Origin of the sequence: Verrucosispora sp. TAA-831 (genome assembly GCF_050780145.1) — a bacterium.
Lineage (GTDB): Bacteria > Actinomycetota > Actinomycetes > Mycobacteriales > Micromonosporaceae > Micromonospora.
In genome coordinates, this window is the sequence record NZ_CP192240.1 from 3,147,580 (window position 1) to 3,170,033 (window position 22,454).

General features: G+C 73.3%; 24 protein-coding genes. 21 read left to right on the plus strand and 3 right to left on the minus strand.

Translation table 11 applies throughout. The features are described from left to right. The first annotated feature begins 4 nt into the window (after positions 1-4). The 16 genes from ACQVFL_RS14170 to ACQVFL_RS14245 all read left to right on the plus strand — a co-directional run bounded on the left by ACQVFL_RS14170 (position 5) and on the right by ACQVFL_RS14245 (position 15,599). Entirely contained in the window at positions 5-1,156 is a 1,152-nt protein-coding gene (locus tag ACQVFL_RS14170) for a steroid 3-ketoacyl-CoA thiolase (RefSeq protein WP_431729571.1), read from the plus strand. Next, entirely contained in the window at positions 1,153-2,397 is a 1,245-nt protein-coding gene (locus ACQVFL_RS14175; RefSeq protein ID WP_431729572.1) for a CaiB/BaiF CoA transferase family protein, read from the plus strand. Before ACQVFL_RS14170 ends, ACQVFL_RS14175 begins: the two co-directional genes overlap by 4 nt. A 107-nt stretch (positions 2,398-2,504) precedes the next feature. Then, on the plus strand, positions 2,505-3,245 hold the full coding sequence (gene fabG, locus ACQVFL_RS14180; RefSeq protein WP_431729573.1) for a 3-oxoacyl-[acyl-carrier-protein] reductase: 741 nt from the start codon (positions 2,505-2,507) through the stop codon (positions 3,243-3,245). Then, positions 3,242-4,300 (plus strand): 3-hydroxyacyl-ACP dehydratase FabZ family protein, encoded by a 1,059-nt coding sequence (locus ACQVFL_RS14185; protein WP_396697605.1) that lies wholly within the window; start codon positions 3,242-3,244, stop codon positions 4,298-4,300. The genes fabG and ACQVFL_RS14185 overlap by 4 nt, the downstream gene beginning before the upstream one ends. A 6-nt stretch (positions 4,301-4,306) precedes the next feature. Next, on the plus strand, positions 4,307-4,561 hold the full coding sequence (locus tag ACQVFL_RS14190) for an acyl carrier protein (RefSeq protein WP_117227778.1): 255 nt from the start codon (positions 4,307-4,309) through the stop codon (positions 4,559-4,561). A gap of 2 nt (positions 4,562-4,563) precedes the next feature. Beyond that, a complete protein-coding gene (locus ACQVFL_RS14195; RefSeq protein ID WP_396697607.1) occupies positions 4,564-5,769 on the plus strand; it encodes a beta-ketoacyl-[acyl-carrier-protein] synthase family protein in 1,206 nt (401 codons plus the stop codon). Next, entirely contained in the window at positions 5,766-6,908 is a 1,143-nt protein-coding gene (locus tag ACQVFL_RS14200) for a beta-ketoacyl synthase N-terminal-like domain-containing protein (protein ID WP_396697609.1), read from the plus strand. The genes ACQVFL_RS14195 and ACQVFL_RS14200 overlap by 4 nt, the downstream gene beginning before the upstream one ends. Continuing rightward, complete coding sequence (locus ACQVFL_RS14205; protein WP_431729574.1) at positions 6,886-8,001, plus strand: beta-ketoacyl synthase N-terminal-like domain-containing protein; 1,116 nt, start codon at positions 6,886-6,888, stop codon at positions 7,999-8,001. The genes ACQVFL_RS14200 and ACQVFL_RS14205 overlap by 23 nt, the downstream gene beginning before the upstream one ends. Next, on the plus strand, positions 7,998-8,933 hold the full coding sequence (locus tag ACQVFL_RS14210; RefSeq protein WP_431729575.1) for a beta-ketoacyl synthase N-terminal-like domain-containing protein: 936 nt from the start codon (positions 7,998-8,000) through the stop codon (positions 8,931-8,933). The genes ACQVFL_RS14205 and ACQVFL_RS14210 overlap by 4 nt, the downstream gene beginning before the upstream one ends. Beyond that, a complete protein-coding gene (locus ACQVFL_RS14215) occupies positions 8,930-9,715 on the plus strand; it encodes an alpha/beta fold hydrolase (RefSeq protein ID WP_431729576.1) in 786 nt (261 codons plus the stop codon). Before ACQVFL_RS14210 ends, ACQVFL_RS14215 begins: the two co-directional genes overlap by 4 nt. A 17-nt stretch (positions 9,716-9,732) precedes the next feature. After that, a complete protein-coding gene (locus ACQVFL_RS14220; RefSeq protein ID WP_431729577.1) occupies positions 9,733-10,671 on the plus strand; it encodes a thioesterase family protein in 939 nt (312 codons plus the stop codon). Then, positions 10,668-11,369 carry a 2-hydroxychromene-2-carboxylate isomerase gene (locus tag ACQVFL_RS14225; RefSeq protein ID WP_431729578.1) on the plus strand — a complete coding sequence of 234 codons (702 nt, stop codon included), beginning with the start codon at positions 10,668-10,670 and terminating at the stop codon, positions 11,367-11,369. Before ACQVFL_RS14220 ends, ACQVFL_RS14225 begins: the two co-directional genes overlap by 4 nt. Next, positions 11,366-12,100 (plus strand): class II aldolase/adducin family protein, encoded by a 735-nt coding sequence (locus ACQVFL_RS14230; protein WP_396697621.1) that lies wholly within the window; start codon positions 11,366-11,368, stop codon positions 12,098-12,100. The genes ACQVFL_RS14225 and ACQVFL_RS14230 overlap by 4 nt, the downstream gene beginning before the upstream one ends. Positions 12,101-12,114: 14 nt before the next feature. Beyond that, a complete protein-coding gene (locus ACQVFL_RS14235) occupies positions 12,115-13,668 on the plus strand; it encodes an AMP-binding protein (protein ID WP_431729579.1) in 1,554 nt (517 codons plus the stop codon). Between the two features lie 5 nt (positions 13,669-13,673). Then, positions 13,674-14,945, plus strand: a complete 1,272-nt coding sequence (locus tag ACQVFL_RS14240; RefSeq protein WP_431729580.1) for a cytochrome P450 — start codon at positions 13,674-13,676, stop codon at positions 14,943-14,945. 147 nt (positions 14,946-15,092) lie between these two features. Continuing rightward, complete coding sequence (locus ACQVFL_RS14245; protein WP_396697627.1) at positions 15,093-15,599, plus strand: hypothetical protein; 507 nt, start codon at positions 15,093-15,095, stop codon at positions 15,597-15,599. An 82-nt stretch (positions 15,600-15,681) separates the two neighbouring features. Here ACQVFL_RS14245 and ACQVFL_RS14250 read toward each other — a convergent pair whose 3' ends face one another. The 3 genes from ACQVFL_RS14250 to ACQVFL_RS14260 form a co-directional block, all read right to left on the minus strand. Next, on the minus strand, positions 15,682-16,302 hold the full coding sequence (locus tag ACQVFL_RS14250; RefSeq protein WP_396697629.1) for an STAS domain-containing protein: 621 nt from the start codon (positions 16,300-16,302) through the stop codon (positions 15,682-15,684). A gap of 87 nt (positions 16,303-16,389) precedes the next feature. Next, complete coding sequence (locus ACQVFL_RS14255) at positions 16,390-16,659, minus strand: GlsB/YeaQ/YmgE family stress response membrane protein (protein ID WP_117227765.1); 270 nt, start codon at positions 16,657-16,659, stop codon at positions 16,390-16,392. A gap of 43 nt (positions 16,660-16,702) precedes the next feature. Continuing rightward, a complete protein-coding gene (locus ACQVFL_RS14260) occupies positions 16,703-17,158 on the minus strand; it encodes an STAS domain-containing protein (RefSeq protein WP_396697631.1) in 456 nt (151 codons plus the stop codon). Between the two features lie 153 nt (positions 17,159-17,311). On the opposite strand from ACQVFL_RS14260, the gene ACQVFL_RS14265 reads away from it, so the two are divergent. The 5 genes from ACQVFL_RS14265 (at position 17,312) to htpG (ending at position 22,380) form a co-directional block, all read left to right on the plus strand. Continuing rightward, the gene (locus ACQVFL_RS14265; protein WP_396697633.1) at positions 17,312-17,995 is read left to right on the plus strand and encodes a response regulator transcription factor; all 684 of its coding nucleotides are present in this window, start codon (positions 17,312-17,314) and stop codon (positions 17,993-17,995) included. After that, positions 17,992-19,350, plus strand: coding sequence for a sensor histidine kinase (locus ACQVFL_RS14270; RefSeq protein WP_396697635.1), 1,359 nt, complete (start codon positions 17,992-17,994; stop codon positions 19,348-19,350). The genes ACQVFL_RS14265 and ACQVFL_RS14270 overlap by 4 nt, the downstream gene beginning before the upstream one ends. Further along, positions 19,347-19,922, plus strand: coding sequence for a GerMN domain-containing protein (locus ACQVFL_RS14275; protein WP_396697637.1), 576 nt, complete (start codon positions 19,347-19,349; stop codon positions 19,920-19,922). The genes ACQVFL_RS14270 and ACQVFL_RS14275 overlap by 4 nt, the downstream gene beginning before the upstream one ends. A 124-nt stretch (positions 19,923-20,046) precedes the next feature. Continuing rightward, the gene (locus tag ACQVFL_RS14280) at positions 20,047-20,313 is read left to right on the plus strand and encodes a GlsB/YeaQ/YmgE family stress response membrane protein (protein WP_396697639.1); all 267 of its coding nucleotides are present in this window, start codon (positions 20,047-20,049) and stop codon (positions 20,311-20,313) included. A 123-nt stretch (positions 20,314-20,436) separates the two neighbouring features. Further along, positions 20,437-22,380 (plus strand): molecular chaperone HtpG, encoded by a 1,944-nt coding sequence (gene htpG / locus ACQVFL_RS14285; protein WP_431729581.1) that lies wholly within the window; start codon positions 20,437-20,439, stop codon positions 22,378-22,380. Positions 22,381-22,454: the final 74 nt, after the last annotated feature.

Genomic DNA, 22,454 nt, shown 5'->3' on the forward strand with positions numbered 1-22,454 from the left:
CGTCGTGGCGGAGGCGGTGATCGTCGCGGCGGTGCGTACCCCGATCGGTCGGCGGGACGGGTGGCTGCGCGGGCTCAAGGCGGTCGAGCTGCTGCGTACCGTGCAACGGGAGGTGCTCGACCGGGTCGACCTGCCGGCCTCGGCGGTGGACCAGATCATCGGCGGTTGTGTCACCCAGGTCGGCGAGCAGAGTCTCAACGTGACCCGCAACGCCTGGCTGAGCACCGGGCTGGACCCGGAGGTCGCCTGCACCACCGTGGACGTGTCCTGCGGCTCGGCGCAGCAGGCCAACCACCTGGTCTCCGCGCTGATCACCGCCGGGGCGATCGACGTGGGGATCGCCTGCGGGGTGGAGTCGATGTCCCGGGTGCCGGTGGGCACCAACCTCTACCAGGGCCCCGGCCACTACAAGACCGACGACTACCCGTGGGACGACCCGCCCAGGGCGCAGTTCGGCGGCGCGGAGCGGATCGCCGCCAAGTACGGCGTCGACCGGGCCGCCGCCGACGCGTACGGGCTGCGGTCGCAACGACGTGCGGCGGCGGCCTGGGCACAGGGCCGCTTCGACGCCGAGGTGGTCGCGGTCCGCGCCCCCGGCCCCGACGGCGGCACCGTCGAGGTGACCCGGGACCAGGGCCTGCGCGAGAGCACCCCGGACGGGTTGGCCGCGCTCAAGCCCACCGTCGAGGGCGGCGTGCACACCGCGGGCAGCACCTCGCAGATCTCCGACGGCGCGGCGGCGATCCTGTGGATGTCGGCCGAGCGGGCCGCCGCGCTCGGGCTGCGGCCCCGGGCACGCCTGCTGCACCAGGTGGTCACCGGCTCCGATCCGGCCCTGCTGCTGGAGGGGCCGGTGGTGGCCACCCGCAAGATCCTGGACCGGGCCGGGATGCGGCTGTCCGACATCGACGTCGCCGAGGTCAACGAGGCGTTCGCGGCGGTGGTGCTCGGCTGGACGGCGGCACACGACGCCGACCCGGAACGGGTCAACGTCAACGGCGGCGCGATCGCCCTCGGTCACCCGCTGGGGGCCTCCGGCACCCGGCTGCTGGTCAGCGCGCTGCACGAGCTGGAACGCACCGACCGGGAGCTGGCCCTGGTCACCATGTGCTGCGGTGGCGCGCTGGGCACCGCCTCGATCCTGCAACGGACGTGAGCGCGGTGCACGGGTCGTACCGCGAGGCCGGGGACTTCTATCGCGAGGCCCGCGAGGACCTGGCCGGACCGCTGGACGGGATCCGGGTGCTGGACGTGACGAAGGTCTGGTCCGGCCCGCTGACCAGCGCGATCCTCGCCGACATGGGTGCCGACGTGATCCGGGTGGAGCTGCCGCACGGACGCGACGGCGAGGTGCCGCCCCGGATCCCGGGCACCGGGCTGTCCTGGTTCCGGCAGACGGTCAACCGCAACAAACGCAGCGCCGGGCTCGACCTGCGCGAGACGGCCGGCCGGGAGACCTTCCTGCGGCTGGTCGCCACCGCCGACGTGGTGGTGGAGAACTACCGCCCCGGCACGCTCGACGGGTGGGGGGTGGGCTGGGCGCAGTGCCGGGCCGTCCGCCCCGACCTGGTCTTCGTCTCGATCTCCGGCTGGGGCCAGTACGGCGACCGGCGCACCGAGGCGGCCTACGACCCGATCGTGCAGGCGGCCAGCGGGTGGATGGCGCTCAACGGCCCGCCCGACGCCGGCCCGGTCCGGGCGCCGACGTTCCTCGCCGACGAGCTGGCCGGTCTGCACGGGGCGATCGGCGCGCTGGCCGCCCTCTGGCACCGCGCGCGCACCGGCGAGGGGCAGCACGTGGACGTGGCGATGTTCGACGCCATGCTCGCCGGGAGCGCCGGCCTGCACACCCTCGCCGCCGCCGGGCGTCCACCCGACAGGTGGGGCAACCAGACCGACTTCGTGGTGCCGTCCAACGTCTACGACTGCGCCGACGGGCAGATCTACCTCGCCGTCGCGCTGGACCGGCACTGGCGGGAACTGGCCGAGGCGATGGACCGCCCGGAGCTGGCCCGTGCGCCCGGGTTCGGCCGCGCGGCCGACCGGCTGGCCAACCGTGTCGAGGTGGACGCCGCGGTGGCCGGCTGGTGTCGGGGGCGACCGGCCGACGTCGTGGTCGCCGAGCTGGTCGCGCGGGGTCTGACCGTGTCCCGGGTGCGCAGCGTGGCCGAGGTGGCCGCCGATCCGTACCTGGCCCAGCGGGCGATGCTGCAACCCACTCTGCTCAGCGACGGCAGCACCGCTCCGATCGTCGGTCCGGCGGCGAAGTTCTCGCGTACCCCGACCCGGGTGCGGCACGGTGCGCCGGCCCCCGGGCAGCACACCGAGCAGGTGCTCGACGAGCTCGGTCTGGTGCCCGTCGAGACGGCAAAAAAAACATACGACACCACTTGCTGACCCCGTCGCCGGTGGGTCAGTATGTTGGCGCGGAACAGATACAACATACGCGTCAGTGGAGTGTTGTATCGCGTTCGGTCGGCAGTCGTCCGACAGGGGAGGTTGGCTTGACCACTCAGCTTCGAGCTCTGGTGACCGGCGTCTCGCGGGGCATCGGGCGCGCGACGGCACTGCGGCTCGCCGAACAGGGCTACGCGGTGGCCGGTTGCTACAGCAGCGCCAGCGAGGCGGCGGCCAAGACCCGGGCCGAGGTCGCGGCGTTCGGAGTGCCGGTGCACTTCGCGCCCTGCGACGTGACCGACCTGGCTGCGGTGGAGGCGTTCGTCGGCGCCGCCGAGGAGGCGTTGGGGCCGATCGACTGTCTGGTCAACAACGCCGGCATCACCCGGGACAGCCCGCTGGTGCTCGCCACCGAGGCGGACTGGTCGGCGGTGCTCTCGACCAACCTGACCGGCACCTGGAACCTCTGCCGGGCGATGACCTTCCGCTTCATGAAGCGTCGGGCCGGAGTGGTGGTCAACATGTCCTCGGTGGCCGGCGTGTACGGCAACACCGGCCAGACCGCGTACGCCGCCAGCAAGGCCGGCATCATCGGCCTGAGCCGCTCGCTGGCCAAGGAGGTGGCCCGGTACGACATCCGGGTCAACGTGGTCGCCCCCGGCTTCATCGAGACCGACATGACCGACGCGCTCTCCGGCAAACTCCGCGAACAGGCACTCGGTCAGATCGCCCTGCGCCGCTTCGGCCGCGCCGAGGACGTCGCCGACCTGGTGGAGTTCCTCTGCTCGCCGCGCGCCGGATACATCACCGGCCAGGTGTTCCAGGTCGACGGGGGGATCACGTTGTGAGCACCCCCACCGTCACCACCACCCGCCGCTGCCCGCCCGGTGCCGCCCCGCTGGCCGCCGTCGACGACCTCCAGGTCACCGCCGTCGGCGAGCACGTCGAGGTGATCGCCGCGGTGCCGGTCCGCCCGGACGACCCGAACCTGTGCGGTCACTTCCCCGGCTTCCCGGTCTTCCCCGGCGTGTTCGTCCTGGAGGCCCTCGCGCAGGCGGTCGACATCGCCCTGCGCGGTGCCGGTCGGCCCCGGCTGCGGACGCGCGCGGTCCAGGCCGTGCGGTTCCTGGCGCCGCTGCTGCCGCCGGACCGGTTGACCCTGGACATCAAGGCCGTCGCCGACGGACCCGACCGGTGGGCGGTGACCGCCTCCGGCCGCCGTGACGACGGCACCGTGACCGTGACGATGCGGGCCCGCTTCGACGGCGGCGACGTCGTCGAGCCGACCGGGCCCGACCCGTCGGGTTCGCCCACCGTCACCGGGGGAGGGCTCGGGCACCACCAGGTCCGGGCACTCCTGCCGCAGCGTTACCCGCTGCTGCTCGTCGACCGGGTGCTGGGGCTCGCGCCCGGCGACCGGATCGAGGCGGTCAAGACGGTCACCGCCACCGAGCCCTGCTACCGGGCCCTGACCGACGACGCGCCGCCGGGCGACTACGCCTATCCGGCGTCGCTGCTGGTGGAGTCGCTCGGGCAGACCGCCGCCCTGCTCTGGCTCACCGGGTCGAACACCCCGGTCGGCGACGAGCACGTGCTGATGTTCGTCGGGGCCCGCGACTTCACCTTCGACGGCGTCGCCTACCCCGGCGACGTGCTGCGTCACGTGGTCCACCTGGAACGGGTGATCGCCGACACCGCCTTCGCCACCGGCGAGACGTACGTCGGCGACCGCCGCATCGCCCGCGTCGGGACGCTGATGGCGGCCCGACGCCCGCGTACGGCGCTCACGGCCCCGGCCGGCGCCGAGACCGCCACCTCGGGAACCGTCGGCGTCCCCACCGGTCGGGACTCGTCCCCGCCCGGGGTGCCGCCGGCTTCGTCAAACCTCCGCTGGAAAGGCTGACCTGTCATGACGCAGACCGACCCCCGCATGGCCGAACTTCGCGAGATCGTGGCGGAGGTGCTGGAGCTCGAGCCGGAGGAGCTCACCGAGACCGGCGACTTCGCCGAGGACTACGAGGCCGACTCGCTGCGGGCGATCGAGATCCTGGCGCGGATCGACAAGAAGTTCAAGATCGAGATTCCGCAGTCGGAGTTGCCGCAGCTCAACAACCTCAAAGCGGTCTACGACGCGGTGGTGCGTCACTCAGCCGACCAGGCCTGAGCATGAACCGGGTCGTGGTGACCGGGCTCGGCCCGGTGTCCAGCATCGGGATCGGCGTCTCCGCGTTCACCGACGGCCTGCGCGCGGGCCGGTCCGGGATCTCACCGATCCGCAGCTTCGACGCCAGCGGCTTCCCCCACCGCAACGCCGGGGAGGTTCCCGGGTTCCGCCCGGAGGCGCTGCTGGACCGGATCGACGTGGCGCGGTGGGGGCGGTCCGCGCAGTTCGCGGCCGCCGCCGCACGACTGGCCCTGGCCGACTCCGGCCTGGACCCGTCGGCGGTCGCGCCGGAACGGGCCGGGGTGGTGGTCGGCACCACCAGCGGCGAGTCGGTGGTGGTCGAGGCGGTGACCGCCCAACAGGTCGAGTCCGGCTTCGAGGGCATGGACCCGGACCTGCTGCGGCAGGTGCCGGCGGGTCGGCTCGCCCACGCGGTGAGCACCGAACTCGACCTGGCGGGGGAGTCGCTCACCCTGGCCACCGCCTGCTCGGCCAGCAACTACGCGATCGGCTACGCGTACGACATGCTGGCCACCGGCGAGGCGGAGGTGATGTTCGCCGGTGGCGCGGACTCGGTCTGCCGCTGGGCGCACGCCGGCTTCTACCGGCTGGGCGCGCTCACCGCCGACGCCTGCTCGCCGTTCGACCGGGACCGTTCCGGCATCCTCACCGGCGAGGGCGGGGCGATCCTGATGCTGGAGACCCTCGACCACGCCCGTGCCCGGGGCGCACGGATCTACGCCGAGGTCCTCGGGTACGGCGTCAACTGCGACGCCAACCACCCCGTCGCACCGGACCGGGGCAGCATCGCGGCCTGCATGCGCGCCGCGCACCGCAACGCCTCGGTCAAACCGGCCGACGTGGACTACATCTGCGCCCACGGCACCGGCACCCCGGCCAACGACTCGGTGGAGGCCCAGGCCATCTTCGACGTCTTCGGTGACCGGGTGCCCCCGGTCAGCTCGATCAAGTCGATGATCGGGCACACCATGGGCGCGGCGAGCGGCTTCGGAGCCATCGCCGGGACGCTCGCCATCGCGCACGGTTTCCTGCCACCCACGATCAACTGGGCCAATCCGGACCCGGCCCTCGCCGGGCTGGACCCGGTGCCGAACACCGCCCGGCGGGCCGGGGTCCGGGTGGTGCAGAACAACGGGTTCGCCTTCGGCGGCAACAACGCCATCGTCCTGATCGGAGCCGTCGAATGAACGGGGTCGTGGTCACCGGATGGAGCGCGGTCAGCCCGGCCGGGGTGGGCCGTACCGCGCTGACCGAACGCCTGGCCGCCGTCGCGGCGGGCGTCCCGGCCGGCGGAGCGGGCGAGCCGCCGCGGGCCGAACCGGTCGACGTGACCACGCTGAGCGAGGAGCCGTTGCCCACCCCGACCGGACACGCGCTGGTCGACTTCGACGTCCGCAGCCACCTGGGCCGCAAGGGCACCAGCTTCTACGACCGGGCCACCGCGCTGTCCGTGGTGGCGTGCGGCGACGCGCTGCGCGACGCGGGCGTGGAGGTGGACGACACCAACCGCGCCCGGCTCGGCCTGGTGCTCGGCACCTCGCTGGGCAGCTTCCGCTCCACCAGCGACTACACCCGGGAGACGCTGGTCCAGGAGAAGCCGTACCTGGTCAACCCGGTGCTGTTCCCCAACACGGTGATGAACTGCGCGGCCGGGCAGGCCGCCATCCGGCACGGCCTGCGCGGGGTCAACGCCACGGTGGCGACCGGCTCGCTGGCCTTCCTCGACGCGCTGCGCTACGGCAGCAACGCCATCGCCCGGGGCTACGTGGACGCGATGCTGGTCGGTGCGGTGGAGGAGTTCAGCCCGCACCGGGCCTGGACCACCTGGCTGACCGGGCGCCCCGAGCAGCCGGTGCCGACCGGGGAGGCGGCAGTGGTCTTCGTGCTCACCCGCGCCGAGCGGCCCGCCTGGGCCGGCGTGCGCCGGGAGGCTGAGGTGCTCGCGTTGGCCACCGCGTACGGCCCGGGTGGCGGCCCGGCCGCCGACCGGGCGTTGACCGGGTGCGTCTCCCGGGCGGTCCGCCGGGCCGGCGTCGACCCGGCCGAGGTGGACTGCGTGCTGACCGGCGAGACCGCCGAGGACGACACCGACGAGTTCGACCCGGCCTGCGCGGCGCTCGGCCAGGTGCCGACCCGGATCCGGGCCAGCCGCCTGTTCGGGCGCTGCGACGCGGCCACCGGCGGGCTCGCGCTGGCCACCTTCCTCGCCACCGCACCGACCGGCGACACGCCGCGACTGGCGCTGATCACCTCACGCAGCCCGGACGGCGGCACCGCTGCCGCCATCGTCAGGGGGTGGCCGGGTGCCGGCGCGTCTGACCGCTAGCGAGCTGCGCACCTGCCTCGGCGACGGGGACCGGACCTTCGCCGGCCTGCTCGCCGGGACCAGCGGGATCGGTCCGCTGCGCCACGGCGCACCGGCCGCGCTCAACGTGGCCCACGGCTACCACATCGACGACGGCGCCGAGCGGGCCTTCGCGGCCAGCCGCTGGGTGGCCGAGTGCGCCGCACGGGCGGTCGCCGCCGGTGCGCTCGACCCCCGCCGCCGCCGCGTGGTCGCCCTGGTCGGCACCGGCCTGCGGGAACTGGCCGCGGTGGAGGCGTACGCCACCGGCGGTGACGCGTTCGCCGCCCACCGGCTGCACTTCGGCGACGCGGTGCACGCGGCCGTGCCCGGCCTGCGGGAGGTGGTGACCGTCAGCAACGCGTGCAGCGCCGGAGGCCACGTCCTGGCCCTCGCCGAGGACCTGCTCATGCTCGGCGACGCCGACGCGGTGCTGGTCTGCGGCGTCGACGCGACCACCGAGTCGATGCTGGCGATGATCGGCCGCGTCGTCGACCATCCCACCGAGACGGTCCGGCCCTTCGACGCCGACCGGCAGGGCGTCCTGCTCGGCGACGGCGCCGCCGCGGTCGTGCTGGTGCCCGACGACGACCCTCGACCCGCACTGGCCCGGGTGGTCGCCACCGGGCTGTCCTGCGACGCCCACCACGAGACCGCCCCGTCGGTGGCCGGGATCACCCGCGCGATGTGCGACGCGCTGACCCGCGCCGGGCGGGAGCCGGCCGAGGTCGACCTGGTCGTGGCGCACGGCACCGGCACCGCCCTCAACGACCCGGCCGAGTGCGAGGCGCTGCGGCAGGTGCTGGTCAGCGGCGGCGCGAACCCGCTGGTGACCGCCGTCAAGGGGGCCACCGGGCACACCTCCGGGGCCGCCGCGCTGGTCAACCTCGACGTGGCACGCCGCTGCCTGAGTCAACGCCGGGTGCCGCCGGTGGTGGGGTTGCGTCGCCCGCTGCCCGAGGGCGCCGGCCTGCGGTTCGCCACCGAGGCGACCGGGCACACCGCCCGGCTGGTCCAGTCCGACGCGTTCGGCTTCGGCGGCGTCAACGCCGTCACCCTGGTGGAGGCCCCGTGACCGGCCCACTGACCGCCCCCGCCCCGACCCGGTCCACCACCGCCCCGGTGACCGTGCGGATGGCCGGGTGGAGCCTGCACCTGCCCGAGGCGACCGGTCTCGCCGCCGACCTGGCCGCGTGGTCCGGCGCGTCGGCGTCGCGGCTGACCACCGCCCTGGCCGACGCGGTACCCGCCGACCGCGCCCATCTGGTCCTGGGCCGCAAGGGACTGCTCTACAAGGAACCCGCCACCCGGTTGGCGCTCTGCGCCGTGCACCGCGCGCTCGGCCTGCCGCCCGGCCGCCACCCGACCGACGGCGTCGACCACCGGACCGCGGTGGTGGTCGCCGGCAACCTCGGCAACGTCGCCACCGTCGCCGACCTGGCCCGCACCGTGCACGCCGAGGGCGGTCGCGCGGTCAGCCCACTCGCCGCCCCGAACGCGTCCAGCAACGTGGTGGCCAGCACCGTGGCGCTCTGGTTCGGGCTCGGCGCGGCGAACCTGATGGTCTGCTCCGGCGCCACCGCCGGTCTGGACGCGGTCCGCGCGGCGATGCTGCTGCTGCGGGCCGGACGGGCCGATCGGGTGCTGGTGGTGGGTGCCGAACCGGCCGACGAGGTGGCCACCGAACTGCACCAGGCGGGTCGCCCGGCTTTCCCGCTGCGCGCCGGTGCCGCCTGCCTGGTGCTCACCACCACCGCCGTACCCGGCACCGGTCCCCTGCTCGGGGGGTCCGACGGGCGGGCCGCGTACCGCCGGATCGGGCCGGGCGGTTTCGACCCGGCGGCCCGCTGGGGGGACTGCTACGGCGCGGCCGGCGTGGTGAACCTGGCGCTGGCCGCGACGCTGCTGGACGCCGGAGCGTCCGGCCCGGTCGCGGTCGCCTGCGGCGACGACACCGACGGCGTACGCGAACTGCTCCTCGCCGCCGCCCCCGGAGCCGGACGATGACCCCGGCCCCGGCGCTGCACGAGCTGACCCCCGGCGCACCCGGGGGAGACCTGGTGGTGCTCGCCCACGGCCTGGAGGACTCCTGGGAGTCGTGGCGACCGCTCGCCCGCGCCTTCGACCCCCGCTGGCACGTGATCGCCCTGGACCTGCCGTGGCGGGCCGGCAACGACTACCGCTGGCGTCGTCAGGGCAGCCCGGCACAGTGGCTCGCCGCCGGGCTGGCCGAGCTGCCCCGACCGGCGGACACCGTCGTCGCGCACTCCTTCGGCGCGAACGCGACGCTGGAACTGCTGGCCGCCGGCCGACCGGCGGCTCGCGCGACGGTGCTGATCTGCCCGCTGTACTGCCCGCCCGAACAGCCGATCACCTGGCAGGTCTTCGACCGGGCCCGGCGCACCTTCGACCGGCACGTCCGCGACGGGCTGCGGCTGCGCGTCGGGGCGCGACTGCGCAAGTTGGACGCCGGGTTGCTCGACGCGATGTTCGCCAAGGCCATCGACCGGATCGGTCCGGCCGGCTTCCTCACCGTGTTCGACCAGTTCGTCAACAGTGGCGGGCTGGCGTTGACCACGGTGGACACCCCGACGTTGATCCTGGCCGGCGGGGCCGACCCGACGCTGTCCCCGGCCGCCGCCGCCACGCTGGGCCGGGACATGCCCCGGGCCACCCTGCTGGTGCACGAGCACTACGACCACTTCTGCCACGTCCGCCACGCCGACGAGGTCGCGGAGCAGGCCGCCCGGTTCGTCGGTGAGGCGAACCGGGTGACGGTACGTCCCTGACGACAGGAGCAGCCACCATGACCAGTGCGCCCACCGCCCCGCTGACCGTCCTGGTCGGGCGGCCCCGGTACGAGGGGGCCAACATCCGCACCTGGATCGGCTTCAAGCACTTCATCTATCTGGTCGAGGAGGCGGTGCTGCAGTGGCTGCGCGAGCGCGGACCCGGTGCCCGTGACCTCTTCCACGAGTTCGGCCTCGGTGTCGAGATCGTCGACTGTTCGGTGCAGTTACCGGCGGTGCTGGAGGTCGACGACGAGGTGCGGGTGGAGGTCACCGGGGAGTCCGCCGGTCGGCTGACGGTGCGGATGACGGTGGCCCGCGACGACCGCGAGCAGGTGGTGCTGCGCGGCAAGGTCCGGGTGGCGCTGGTCGTCGAACCCGCCGCCACCGCCTCCGCGCCCGCCCCCGCCCACCTGGCGGACCTGGTCGTGCCGACCCTGGGTGCCGCCGCGACGGTGGCCCGCCCCGACCACCGGCCGATCCGCCCCGGCGAGACGGTCGCCGACGTGCTCACCCCGGTCGGCTCCCGCTCGTTCCTGTGGAGCTGGCGGGCCCCCTACTTCTACTGCCACTTCTCCGACCGGGTGCAGCACTCCGGCTACGTGCGGGCGCTGGAGGAGGTGGTGGACCGCTTCCTGGCCGCCCGGGGCATCTCGGTGGGTCGACTGGTCCGCGAGCGCGCCTGGATCCCGGTGGTGTCCCGGGCCCGGGTCCGGATGGTCGAGGCGGCCCGGATGGAGGAGGACGTGCACACCGTCCTGACCGTCACCGACGTGCTGCGCGGGGTCATGTTCGACGCGCGGATGGACTGCTACGTCCGGCGCGGCGAACGGCTGGTGCACACCGCGACCGCGAGCATCCTGCACGGATACGCGATCAGCGCCGGACCGAACGCCGGCGACCTGGCCGAGTTCGACGACGAGGTGCTGCGCGCGCTGGCCGGGGGTGTGGCGTGAAACGGCGGCCTCGGCTGTACTTCTCCTTCCGCAGCCCGTATAGCTGGCTGGCGGTGCACCGGCTGCGCGTCGCGGTGCCGGACCTGTTCGCGCAGGTCGACTGGTACCCGTACTGGGACCCGGACGAGAAGACCACCGCGGCGCTGGCCGAGCGGGGCGCCGAGCTGCACTACGTGCAGATGAGCCGGGCCAAGCACCGCTACCTGCTGGTGGACACCAAGCGGCTGGCGCAGCGGGCCGGCCTGCCGATGGCCTGGCCGATCGACGTGGACCCGTGGTGGGACCTGCCGCACCTGGCCTGGCTGCTGGCCCGCCGCGAGGGGCGGGCGGTGCCCTTCTACGACGCGCTGGTGGCGGCCCGCTGGGAGCGCGGCGAGGACATCTGTACCCCGGAGGTGGTCGCCCGCGCCGCCGCCGAGGCGGGGGTCGACCCGGTGGCCGCACAGCACGCCCCGCAGGACGAGACGCTGCGCGCCGAGGGCGTCGACTGCCTGGCCGCCGCGTACGACGACGACATCTTCGGCATCCCGTACCTGCGCTTCGGTCGGCACCGGTTCTGGGGACTGGACCGGGTGGACCACTTCCTGTCCGAGTGGCGACCGGAGACCACCCCCACGGCGGAGGCGAGTCCCGCCGTGCCGGCGGCGGTGCTGGCCGGTGCCGCCTTCGACACCGACACCGCGGGAGGCTGCGGATGACCGGACGTACGCCGGCCGAGGAGCGCCTGCGTCGGCAGCGGCAACTGGCGGCGACCTGCCGGCTCTTCGCCCGGTACGGGTTCGACGAGGGCGCCGGGGGCCACGTCACGGCCCGGGACCCGGAGCACCCGGACCGGTTCTGGATCAACCCGTTCGCGATGCACTTCGGACACGTCCGGGTCAGCGACCTGCTGCTGGTGGACGCGGGCGGGGAGGTGCTTCAGGGCACCGGGCGGATCAACCCGGCCGGGTACGTCATCCACTCCCACGTGCACGCCGCGCGTCCCGACGTGGTTGCCGCCGCGCACACCCACTCCACCCACGGGCGGGCCTGGTCGGCGTTGGGCCGGCCGCTGGATCCGATCACCCAGGACGCCTGCGCCTTCTACCAGGACCACACGGTGTTCGGCGACTACACCGGTGTGGTGCTCGCCGACGAGGAGGGCAAGCGGATCGCCGACGCGCTCGGCGACACCAAGGCGGTGGTGCTGCGCAACCACGGGCTGCTGACCGTCGGCGGCTCGGTGGCGGAGGCAGCCTGGTGGTTCATCGCCATGGACCGCAGCGCGCAGGTGCAGTTGCTGGCCGAGGCGGCGGGCCGACCGATCCTGATCGGCCCGGACGAGGCCGCCGAGACGCGGCGCGTCATCGGCACCCCGGGGATCGCCCGGCTGAACTTCCGGCCGCTGTACGCCGACATCGTGCGGGCCCAGCCGGACCTGCTGGACTGAGCCGGAGGGACGCGATGGCCGTACTGCTGAGGGACCTGGCCGGGGCCACCGGCGAGCCGGCGCTGTCCGACGCCGACGGTGAGCTGGACTGGCCCGACCTGGACGCGCGGGTCAACCGGTGGATCCGGTTGCTGCGCGCCGAGGGGCTGCGGGTCGGCGACACCATGGCGGTGGTCTGCGGCAACCGGCGGGAGACGATCGAGGCGCTGCTGGCCGCCCTGCACACCGGGGTGACGGTGGTGCCGGTCAACTGGCACCTGACCGCGCCGGAGATCGCGTACCTGTTGGCGGACTCGGAGAGCCGACTGGTGCTGACCGAGCCGGCCTACGCGTCCGTGGTGGACCAGGCGGTGCGGACCGCCGCCGTGCGGGTACGGCAGCTCGTGACGGGGGAGCGCGACGTCGGCGACGCGGTCGCGGTCGAGCCGAGGCTGGCGGGGCTCGCCGCCGACGAGCCGCCGGAGCAGGTCTGCGGCTCCACCATGCTCTACACCTCGGGCACCACCGGCGCGCCCAAGGGGGTGCGCAACGGACTGTTCCGCGCCGAGGCGCCGTTCGGGCGGGTGGAGCGGCTGCTGGCGTACGCCGGGCACGCCCTGCACGTGCCGGCGCGCGGCGCGGTGCTGCTGGTCGGTCCTTGGTACCACTCGGCGCAACTGTTCTTCGCGCTGCTGCCGCTGCTGCGCGGCAGCCGACTGGTGTTGCACGAGCGTTTCGACCCGCAGGCGTTCCTGGCCGCGGTGGCCGCGCACCGGATCACCGCCTGCCATCTGGTGCCGACCCAGTTCGTCCGGTTGCTGCGGCTGGACGACGCGGTCCGGGCCGCCGCCGACGTGCGCAGCCTGCGGGTGGTGTGGCACGGCGGCGGGCCCTGCCCGGTCGAGGTGAAACGACGGATGATCGAGTGGTGGGGGCCGGTGGTGGTCGAGTACTACGCGGCGACCGAGGCGGGGGTGGTCACGCTCATCGACGCCGAGCAGTGGCTGCGCCGACCGGGCAGCGTCGGCCGGGCGGTGCCGCCCAACGAGGTGGTCATCCTCGACCCGGATGGAGCGGTGCTGCCGCCCGGCCGCCCGGGCCGGGTCTTCGTGCGCCGGGCCGGGAAGACGTTCGAATACCACAACGCCCCGGAGAAGACCCGTGACGCGCATCTGGGTCCCGGCGTCTTCACCTACGGCGAGACCGGTCACCTGGACGAGGAGGGCTACCTCTATCTGACCGGGCGGGCCCGCGACCTGATCATCTCCGGTGGGGTGAACATCTACCCGGCCGAGGTGCAGGCGGTGCTCCAGGAACACCCGGCGGTCCGGGACGCGGCGGTGACCGGGGAACCCGACGACGAGTACGGCGAGCGGGTGGTGGCGGTCGTCGAACTCGACCCGCACCGGCTCGACCCGGCCGCCGCCCCCCAGGTGCTGGAGGCGTTCTGCCGCCGGTCGCTGGCCGGGTTCAAGGTGCCCCGCCGGTGGCGGTTCGTCGCCGAGCTGCCGCGCGACGGCACCGGCAAACTGCGTCACGACGTGCTGCGTGAGCTGCTGCGCCCACAGACCGCGGCGGGACGCTCGTGAGCCCGGTGGCGCAGCGTCCGGACGTGGCGCACCCGGCCACGTACGGCACCGGTGTGCCGCACACCGAGTTCGCCCGGATGCGCCGCGAGGAACCGGTGTCCTGGGTGCCCGAGCCGGCACTGTGGCGGCGCGGCGGCGGTGGCCGGATGCTCAGCCAGGGGTCGGGCTTCTGGGCGGCCACCAGTCACGAGGCGGTGGTCGCCGCGTCCCGGGCACCGGAGCTGTTCTCCTCGGGCCGCAAGGGCGCGTTCCTGCCCGATCCGCGTACCCCCGCCGACCTGGAGCAGGCCCGTCAGCTCCTGGTCAACATGGACGCGCCGCAGCACTCGCGGATCCGCCGGCTGGTCACCTCGGTGTTCACCCCACGGGCGGTGCGGGCGCTGCACGACAGTGTCGCCGCGCACGCGCACGACCTGGTCCGGCGCGCGGTCGCCGCGGACGAGTGCGACGTGGTCGCCGACCTCGCCGCCGAGCTGCCCCTGCTGGTCCTCGCCGACCTGCTCGGGCTGCCGCGCGAGGACCGGCACCTGCTCTACCGGTGGAGCAACAACCTGGTCGGCTTCGACGACCCGGAGTACGGCGGCGGGGACGTGGAGGCGTACCGCACGACGTTCGTCGAGGCGTTCCAGTACGCCCTCTCGGTGGCGGGTGAGCGGCGTCGGTCGCCGCGGGACGATCTGATGACCCTGCTGGCGACCAGCGAGGTGGACGGTCGACGTCTGACCGACCGCGAGTTCTGTAGCTTCTGGCTGCTGCTCGTGGTGGCCGGCAACGAGACGACCCGACACCTCATCTCCGGTGGTGTGTCGGCACTGCTGGCCGCTCCGGCACAACGGGACCGGCTGGCGAGGGACATGTCGCTGTTACCGACCGCGACGGAGGAGCTGTTGCGGTGGGTGACGCCGATCATGCAGTTCCGGCGTACCGCCACTGAGGACACCGAGTTGTGCGGTCGGGCCGTCGCCGAGGGCGACAAGGTCGTGCTCTGGTACGTCTCGGCCAACCGCGACGGTGCCGTCTTCGACGACCCGGACGCCCTGCGGTTGGACCGGAATCCCAACCCACACCTGTCGTTCGGCATGGGGCCGCACTTCTGTCTGGGCGCCCATCTGGCCCGGTTGGAGGCGCAGGCGATGCTGCGGGAACTGGTGCCGCACCTGGCTCGCTTCGAGGCGACCGGACCCGCCGTCCGACTGGAAAGCAACTTCGTGAACGGGCTCAAGTCATTGCCCGGACGCTTCACTCCGGACGGCTTCACCGGGCCGGAGGGGGCGTGAAGCAGTTGTTAACTACCGACGGTGATATCGTCATATGCCGGGTCGCTTCTGTGAGTAGGCCGCTCAATCCGCTAATCTGGTGTGAAGCGTTCAACCACCACACTGCCGGAGTGTGCAGTGTGATGTGACGAACAGCGGAGGGTGGCGATGAGTGACTACACAATCACGATCCGGGCCGAGGGTGCCGACACGGAGACCGTTATCTGTGTCGACATCGACGATTCCACGCCGCGCGTGGTCGAACTCGTGATGCGCGCCGGCAGCGGCATCTCGGCGCCGACGCTTCCCTCCTTCGACCTGAATCTCTTACTACGCGCGCTGTTCCCGGCCGGCGGCGCGCCCGTGACTCCCGCCTCCGTCGTCGAGTCGCCCACCGAGGTCACCGCCACCGAGCAGGCCTTCACCCCGGCCACCGGCAACCGGTCCGTGCGCTCCGGCGCCAACCGCGCCGGCTCCGGCACGACGCGACGCCGGACCGAGGCGGCGGTGCCGAAGGGGCGGGTCTACCGGCGGATGCCGGAGGACGTCGTCGAGGTCTTCAACCGCACCGGCACGGTCACCGCGGTGGCCGAGCACTACGGGGTGCCCCGGCACACCGCGCAGGGCTGGATCGGCCGGCTGCGCCGTCGGGGCGGGTTCTCCGCCGCCTCCTGACCGTACGTCCTCGGGTGGCCGCCGACCGGCCACCGGAGGACGTCAGGGCGTCGCCCAGGGTGACCGTGGTGGTGGCGCGGGATCAGACCGTGACGTGACCGGCGGGTCGGCGCTGCGCCACCGCACCGGCCTCGACCTCGGTCGCCGTCAGCGCGGCCTGCCGCAACTGCGCCACGGCCTCGTCGAGACTCTCGAAGATCGGGAACACCCCGTCGAGCTTCATGGTGTGCAGCACCGTGCGGATGAACCGCGACGGCGCGGCCAGGCACAACCGCCCGCCCCGCTCGCGTACCTCCCGGTGGGCCCGCACCAGCAGGCCGAGTCCGGCGGAGTCGATGACCTGCACCCCGTCCAGGTTCACCACGACCGTGCCGTGCACGTCGACCGCCTGCCGCAGCGCGACCCGCAACGCGTCCTCGGGACCGGCCGTGGTCCCGTCGCCGACGGCGACCACCGGCGTCTCGTCGGCGCCGCCCACACCGATCGGCGTACGGTCGGCGCGCGGCGCCGGCCCGGCCGGCAGGGCACTGCACCGGGGGCAGCGGTGCGGACCGGTGGCGAACGGGGAGCCGCTCCACCCGTGATCCGACACCAGCGTCCAGACCACCTCCGCGTCGGGCAGCACACACGCGGTGCCGGTGGTGGTGTCACCGCAGACGTCGCAGATCAGGGTCATCAGGTTGTCGTCCGGTACGACGGTCATTCTGCTTCCTCTCCGGTGCCGCAGCCGTGCGGCCGGGACACGGACTCGGGGGGCGTCGGTGCGGTGCGCCTTCGCCGTACGGACTTCTCAGAGGGAGTCGGAACGTTCCTTGCCGGCGGTGGCGACCACGATCACCACACCGACCGCGGCGAGACCGGCCTGCGCGACCAGCCCCAACAGGCTGAATCCACGGAGGCCGGCCAGCCAGGCACTGATCGCGCCGAGCAGTGCGATGACCGCGCCGATGGTCATCGTGAGCCACAGCGGCACGGCGGGACGGCCGGGGACGACGAGCCGGCCCACGGCACCGACGACGAGACCGACGACTAGGGCCGCGGCGATCCCGGCGATGGTCATGCTGCTCCTCGTACTCGCGATGTCGTGCGTCGGCGGCGGTGGGTCAGGTGCGTACGGTCACGGCCGCCCGGCCGTACCCGGCCGGCTGCGGCGCGGCCCCGGGCTGCCGGGGCGGCACCACACCGGGTGCGGCCGGTGTGGTGCCGGGCGGTGTACCGGCGTCGTCGACCAGCTCCGGCGACGTCCCGGTCGCGCCGTGCACCGGCAGGATCCGGTCCAGCCGGGCGGTCTGCAGGATGCGCGTGATGCGGGGGTTGGGGTTGCGTACCGCCAGGACCCCGCCGAGGCGCAGCATCCGTCGGTGCAGGTCGAGCAGCAGGCCGATGGCGGCGGCGTCGATGTGCCGGCAACCGGCCAGGTCGATCACGACCTGCTGCGGCCGTAGGGCCAGCAACTGGTCGAAGACCGCGCCGGTCTCCGGCAGGCAGGCCAGGTCGAACTCGGTGATGGCCACCTCGACCAGCGGCACCGCGCATTCGGGGCGTCGTGGCGTGGTCACGTCGAGAGCCCCCTTCCTGATAACCCGAGGCCGGTTCTCACCCTGCCCAGCGGGCTTGGCGGGCACCGCGCGGACGTATGACAGTTGCGTGACAAAAGCCGCGCAGGTCGATGGCGGTTGGCCGCCCGGCCAGGGCTTGGGGATGATGCCGGTATGACAGCGGTACTGGTGATCGAGGACGACGACCGGATCCGGTTGGCGCTGCTGCTCGCCTTGGAGGACGAGGGCTACGAGGCCCGGGGCGCGGCCACCGCCGAGGAGGGGCTGCGCTCGCAGCGCCGGGACCCGGCCGACTACGTCCTGGTCGACCTGATGCTGCCCGGCATCGACGGCTTCGAGGGCATCCGTCAGCTCCGTCGCGACGACGACGTGCCGATCGTGGTGGTCAGCGCCCGCGACGACACCCATGACATCGTCGCCGCGTTGGAGGCCGGTGCCGACGACTACGTCGTCAAGCCGGTGGCGATCAAGGAACTGACCGCCCGGCTGCGGGCCCTGCGCCGCCGGGCCCGCACGGTGGCCCCGGTGGAGGCGTCGGTGCCGGTGCTCGCCTTCGGCGAACTGGAGGTCAGCCCGGAGGCGGGGGAGGTACGCCGGTCCGGTACCCCGGTCGCGGTCACCCGCACCGAGTTCCGGCTCCTCTGTGAGCTGGCCGAACACGCCGGGCGGGTGCTCTCCCGGCAGCAGTTGCTCAGCCGGGTGTGGGGCTACGACACCGGCGACGAGCGGCTCGTCGACGTGCACGTGGGTCGACTCCGCCAGAAGATCGAGATCGATCCGGCCAACCCCCGGCACCTGGTGACGCTGCGCGGGCTCGGCTACAAGCTACAGAGATGAGACCCCGTCTCGGTCTGCGCGCCCGGGTCACCGCCGCGTTCGCCGTCGGCGCGCTGTCGCTGTCCGCCTCGATGGCCCTGGTGTCGTACGAGCTGACCCGCCGGACCCTGCTCGACGAGCGGGAACGCACCGTGCTGCGGGCGGCGTACTACGACGCGGAGGTGGTCCGGGCGGGCCTGGCCACCGACGAGCCGGACGTGGCGGAGGCGCTGCGCGCGCTGGACACCGGCACCAGCCGGCGGGCGGTGCTGTACTTCAACGGCGAGTGGTACGGCCGGCGGGCCGACACCGGCACCACGCCCGCGATCCCGCAGCGGTTGCAGGATCTGGTGATGGCCGGTGAGCCCGCCGTGCAACGGGTCCGGGTCGCCGACCAGCCGGTGGTGCTGGTGGGCGTGCCACTGTCGGACTCGGCGGCGTTCTACGAGATCGTCTCGCTGCGGGAGTTGGACCAGACCTTCCAGGTGCTCGCGTTGGCGCTCACCGCCGTCGCGATCGTGGTGGCCGGGTCCGGTGCGGCGCTCGGCTGGTACGCCACCCGGCACGGGCTGCGTCCGCTCACCGCCGTCGCCGACGCCGCCGAGCGGATCGCCGCGGGTGACTTCACCACCCGGCTCGCCCCGGACACCGACCCGGACCTGACCCGGCTCTCCACCTCGTTCAACCGGATGGTGGACGAGTTGGCCCGTCGCATCGACCGGGACCGGCGGTTCGCCGCCGACGTCAGCCACGAGCTGCGTTCGCCGTTGCAGACGCTCGCGGCGGCCGCCAGCGTGCTCAGCAAGCGGCGGGAGAACCAGGACGAGCGGACCACCACGGCGGCCCGGCTGGTGGCCGACGAGATCGTCCGGTTCCAGCAGCTCGTCAACGACCTGCTCGACCTGGCGCGCAGTGACCAGCCGACACACCGCGAGCCGGTCGACGTCGGCGCGCTGGCCCGGCAGGCGTGCCGGGACCGCGACCTGCCCGAGTCGATGGTGCGCCTCGGTCCGGACACCCCGGACACCTGGCAGGTGGACCGGCGACGCGTCGCGCAGGTGTTGACCAACCTGCTCGACAACGCCGAGCGTTACGGCGCCGGCCCGGTGGCGGTGCGGCTGTCCCGCGACGGGGACACCGGTGTGGTGGAGGTCGACGACGAGGGACCGGGGGTGCCGATGGAGGACCGGAAGGCGATCTTCGACCGCTTCGTGCGCGGCCGGGCGGCCAACTTCCGTGGTGGCGGCGACGGCACCGGCCTGGGGCTCGCGCTGGTGGCCCAGCACGCCGCCGCGCACGGCGGTGACGCCACGGTCAGCGACCGCCCCGAGGGCGGCGCCCGGTTCCGGATCACGCTGCCGGGCAGCTTCGGATGAGGCGTACCGCCGGGCGGATCGCGGTCGCCCTCCTGCTGACCCTGGTCGCCGCGTGCGGGGTGCCCGCCGAGGACCAGCCCCGGACGGTGACGCCGCCGCCGGGCCCGTTCCCGTACACCGCGACGGCCGCCCCCACCGCGGCGGAGACCGGGGCCCTCACCGAGCTGCTCTACTTCTCGCGCGACGACCGGCTGGTGCCGGTGACCCGCCGGGCCGACCAGGCGCCCACCCCCGACGAGCAGCTCCGGGACCTGCTGGCCGGGCCGACGCCGGGGGAGCGGGACGACGGCGTCGGCAGCGCGCTGCCCGGGGCGCTGAGCACCGCCGTGGTGCAACTCGTCGACGGGCAGGCCCGGGTGACGGTCGCCCCGGCCGGTGCCGACACCGGCCGCAGCGACGAACTGCTCGCGTACGGGCAGATCGTCAGCACCCTCAGCGCCCGCCCCGACGTGTCGGCGGTGATCTTCCTGGACGGTGACGGCACCCCGCTGCGGGTGCCCCGGGCCGACGGGTCGCTCTCGGCGGCCCCCCTCACCTCCGCCGACTACGCGGTGCTCGTCAGCCCTCGATGACGGGAGTTCCACGGCTTCGTGACGGTTGCGTGACAAACACCGCAGTCCCCGGGCGGCGGCGTTTGACCGACACGGCGGTAGGGGCACCACGTCGGCACACCAAAAGCGCGAAGGGACGGCTCTCGTGGAAATCACCGGTTTCTTCATGGCCATCATCATCGGTCTGGTCATCGGCGCGCTCGGCCGGCTCGTGGTGCCGGGCCGGCAGCGGATCCCGATCCTCTTGACGATCTTGATCGGTATCGTGGCCGCGATCCTCGGCACGGTGGTGGCCGGACTGCTGGGCGTGGACGACACCGCCGGCATCGACTGGATCGAGCTGTTCATCCAGGTGGCGTTCGCCGCGGTCGGTGTGTCGATCGTCGCCGGGGCGTACGGTCGCCGACGCTGATCCTCCTCCGCTCGTCGGCCCGCCCCGGGGACGTCCCCGGGGCGGGCCGACGGCGTCCGGCGGTTCGGGTGGCCACCGGACGCGCGTACGTCATGACGGCTCGTATCCTTTGTGCGACCCGTCATGCGTACGACCGAGAGAGGACACGGCGTGAACGACCGGACCGAGACCTTGGAGTTCCAGGCCGAGGCGCGTCAACTGCTCCAGTTGATGGTCCACTCGATCTACTCGAACAAGGACGTCTTCCTGCGCGAGTTGATCTCCAACGCCTCGGACGCGCTGGACAAGCTGCGCCTGGCGTCGATGGTCGACAAGGACCTCGACGTCGACACCGGCGACCTGCACATCGCCCTCGACGTCGACCGGGACGCCCGCACCCTCACCGTCCGGGACAACGGCATCGGCATGACCCGTGACGAGGTCGTCTCCGTCATCGGGACGATCGCCAAGTCCGGCACCGCCGAGTTGCTGCGCCAGTTGCGCGAGAGCAAGGACGCCGGGGCGTCGCAGGACCTGATCGGCCAGTTCGGCGTGGGCTTCTACGCCGCCTTCATGGTGGCGGAGAAGGTCGAGCTGGTGACCCGGCGGGCCGGCGAGAGCGGCGGCACCCGCTGGGAGTCCGACGGCGGTGGCACGTACACCGTCGCGGCGCTCGACGACGCGCCCCAGGGCACCGCGGTGACGCTGCACCTCAAGCCCGTCGACACCGACGACAACCTGCACGACTACACCGCCGAGTGGACCGTCCGCGAGATCGTCAAGCGGTACTCCGACTTCATCGCCCACCCGATCCGGATGACCGTCGAGCGGCCCGGCGCGGACGACGCCCCCGCCACCACCGAGACGGTCACGCTGAACTCGATGAAGGCGCTGTGGGCCCGACCGCGCACCGAGGTCGAGCCGGCCGAGTACCACGAGTTCTACAAGCACATCGGTCACGACTGGGCGGACCCCCTCGAAACCATCCACATGCGGGGCGAGGGCACCTTCGAGTACGACGCGCTGCTGTTCATCCCGTCACACGCGCCGCTGGACCTCTTCGCCGCGCAGGGCCGTCGGGGCGTGCAGCTCTATGTCAAGCGCGTGTTCATCATGGACGACTGCGACGCGCTGATGCCCAACTACCTGCGCTTCGTCAAGGGCGTGGTGGACGCGCACGACCTGAGCCTGAACATCTCCCGGGAGATCCTCCAGCAGGACCGCCAGATCCGCGCGGTGCGCCGCCGCCTGGTCAAGAAGGTGCTGTCCACCGTCAAGGACCTCAAGACCGGGCAGCCCGAGCGGTACCGCACCTTCTGGACCGAGTTCGGCGCGGCGGTGAAGGAGGGGCTGGTCGACGACACCGACAACCGGGACACCCTGCTGGAGATCCTCTCGGTCGCGTCCACGAACGATCCGGCGGAGCAGACCGACCTGGCCGGCTACGTCAGCCGGATGAAGGACGGCCAGACCGACATCTACTACGCCACCGGCGAGCACCGAGCCACCATCGAGAACTCCCCGCACATGGAGGCGTTCCGGGCCAAGGGCTACGAGGTGCTGCTGCTCACCGACCCGGTCGACGAGGTCTGGGTGGAGCGGGTCGGCAGCTACGACGGCAGGACGCTGCGCTCGGTCGCCAAGGGCCAGGTCGACCTGGACACCGAGGAGGAGCGCACCGAGGCCGAGGCCGAGCGGGAGCGGCAGCGCACCGAGTACGCCGCCCTGCTCGACTGGATGGGCGGGGTGCTTGCCGAGTCGGTGAAGGAGGTCCGCCTCTCCTCGCGGCTGACCACCTCACCGGCCTGCGTGGTCGGTGACGCCCAGGATCTGACCCCGACGCTGGAGAAGATGTACCGGGCGATGGGCCACGAGGTGCCCAAGGTCAAGCGCATCCTGGAGCTGAACCCGGGCCATCCGCTCGTCACCGGCCTGCGCAAGGCCCACGAGCAGGGCGACGCCGAGACGGCCCTGGCCGAGACCGCCGAGCTGCTGTACGGCACGGCCCTGCTCGCCGAGGGCGGCGACCTGGCGGACCCGTCCCGGTTCGCCCGGATCCTCGCCGACCGTCTCGCCCGCACGCTGTAACCGGTCACCGGAGCGCGGGCACACGACCACACCGGGCGTGTGCCCGCGCTCCGGTACGTCAGCTCCCGCCCGCG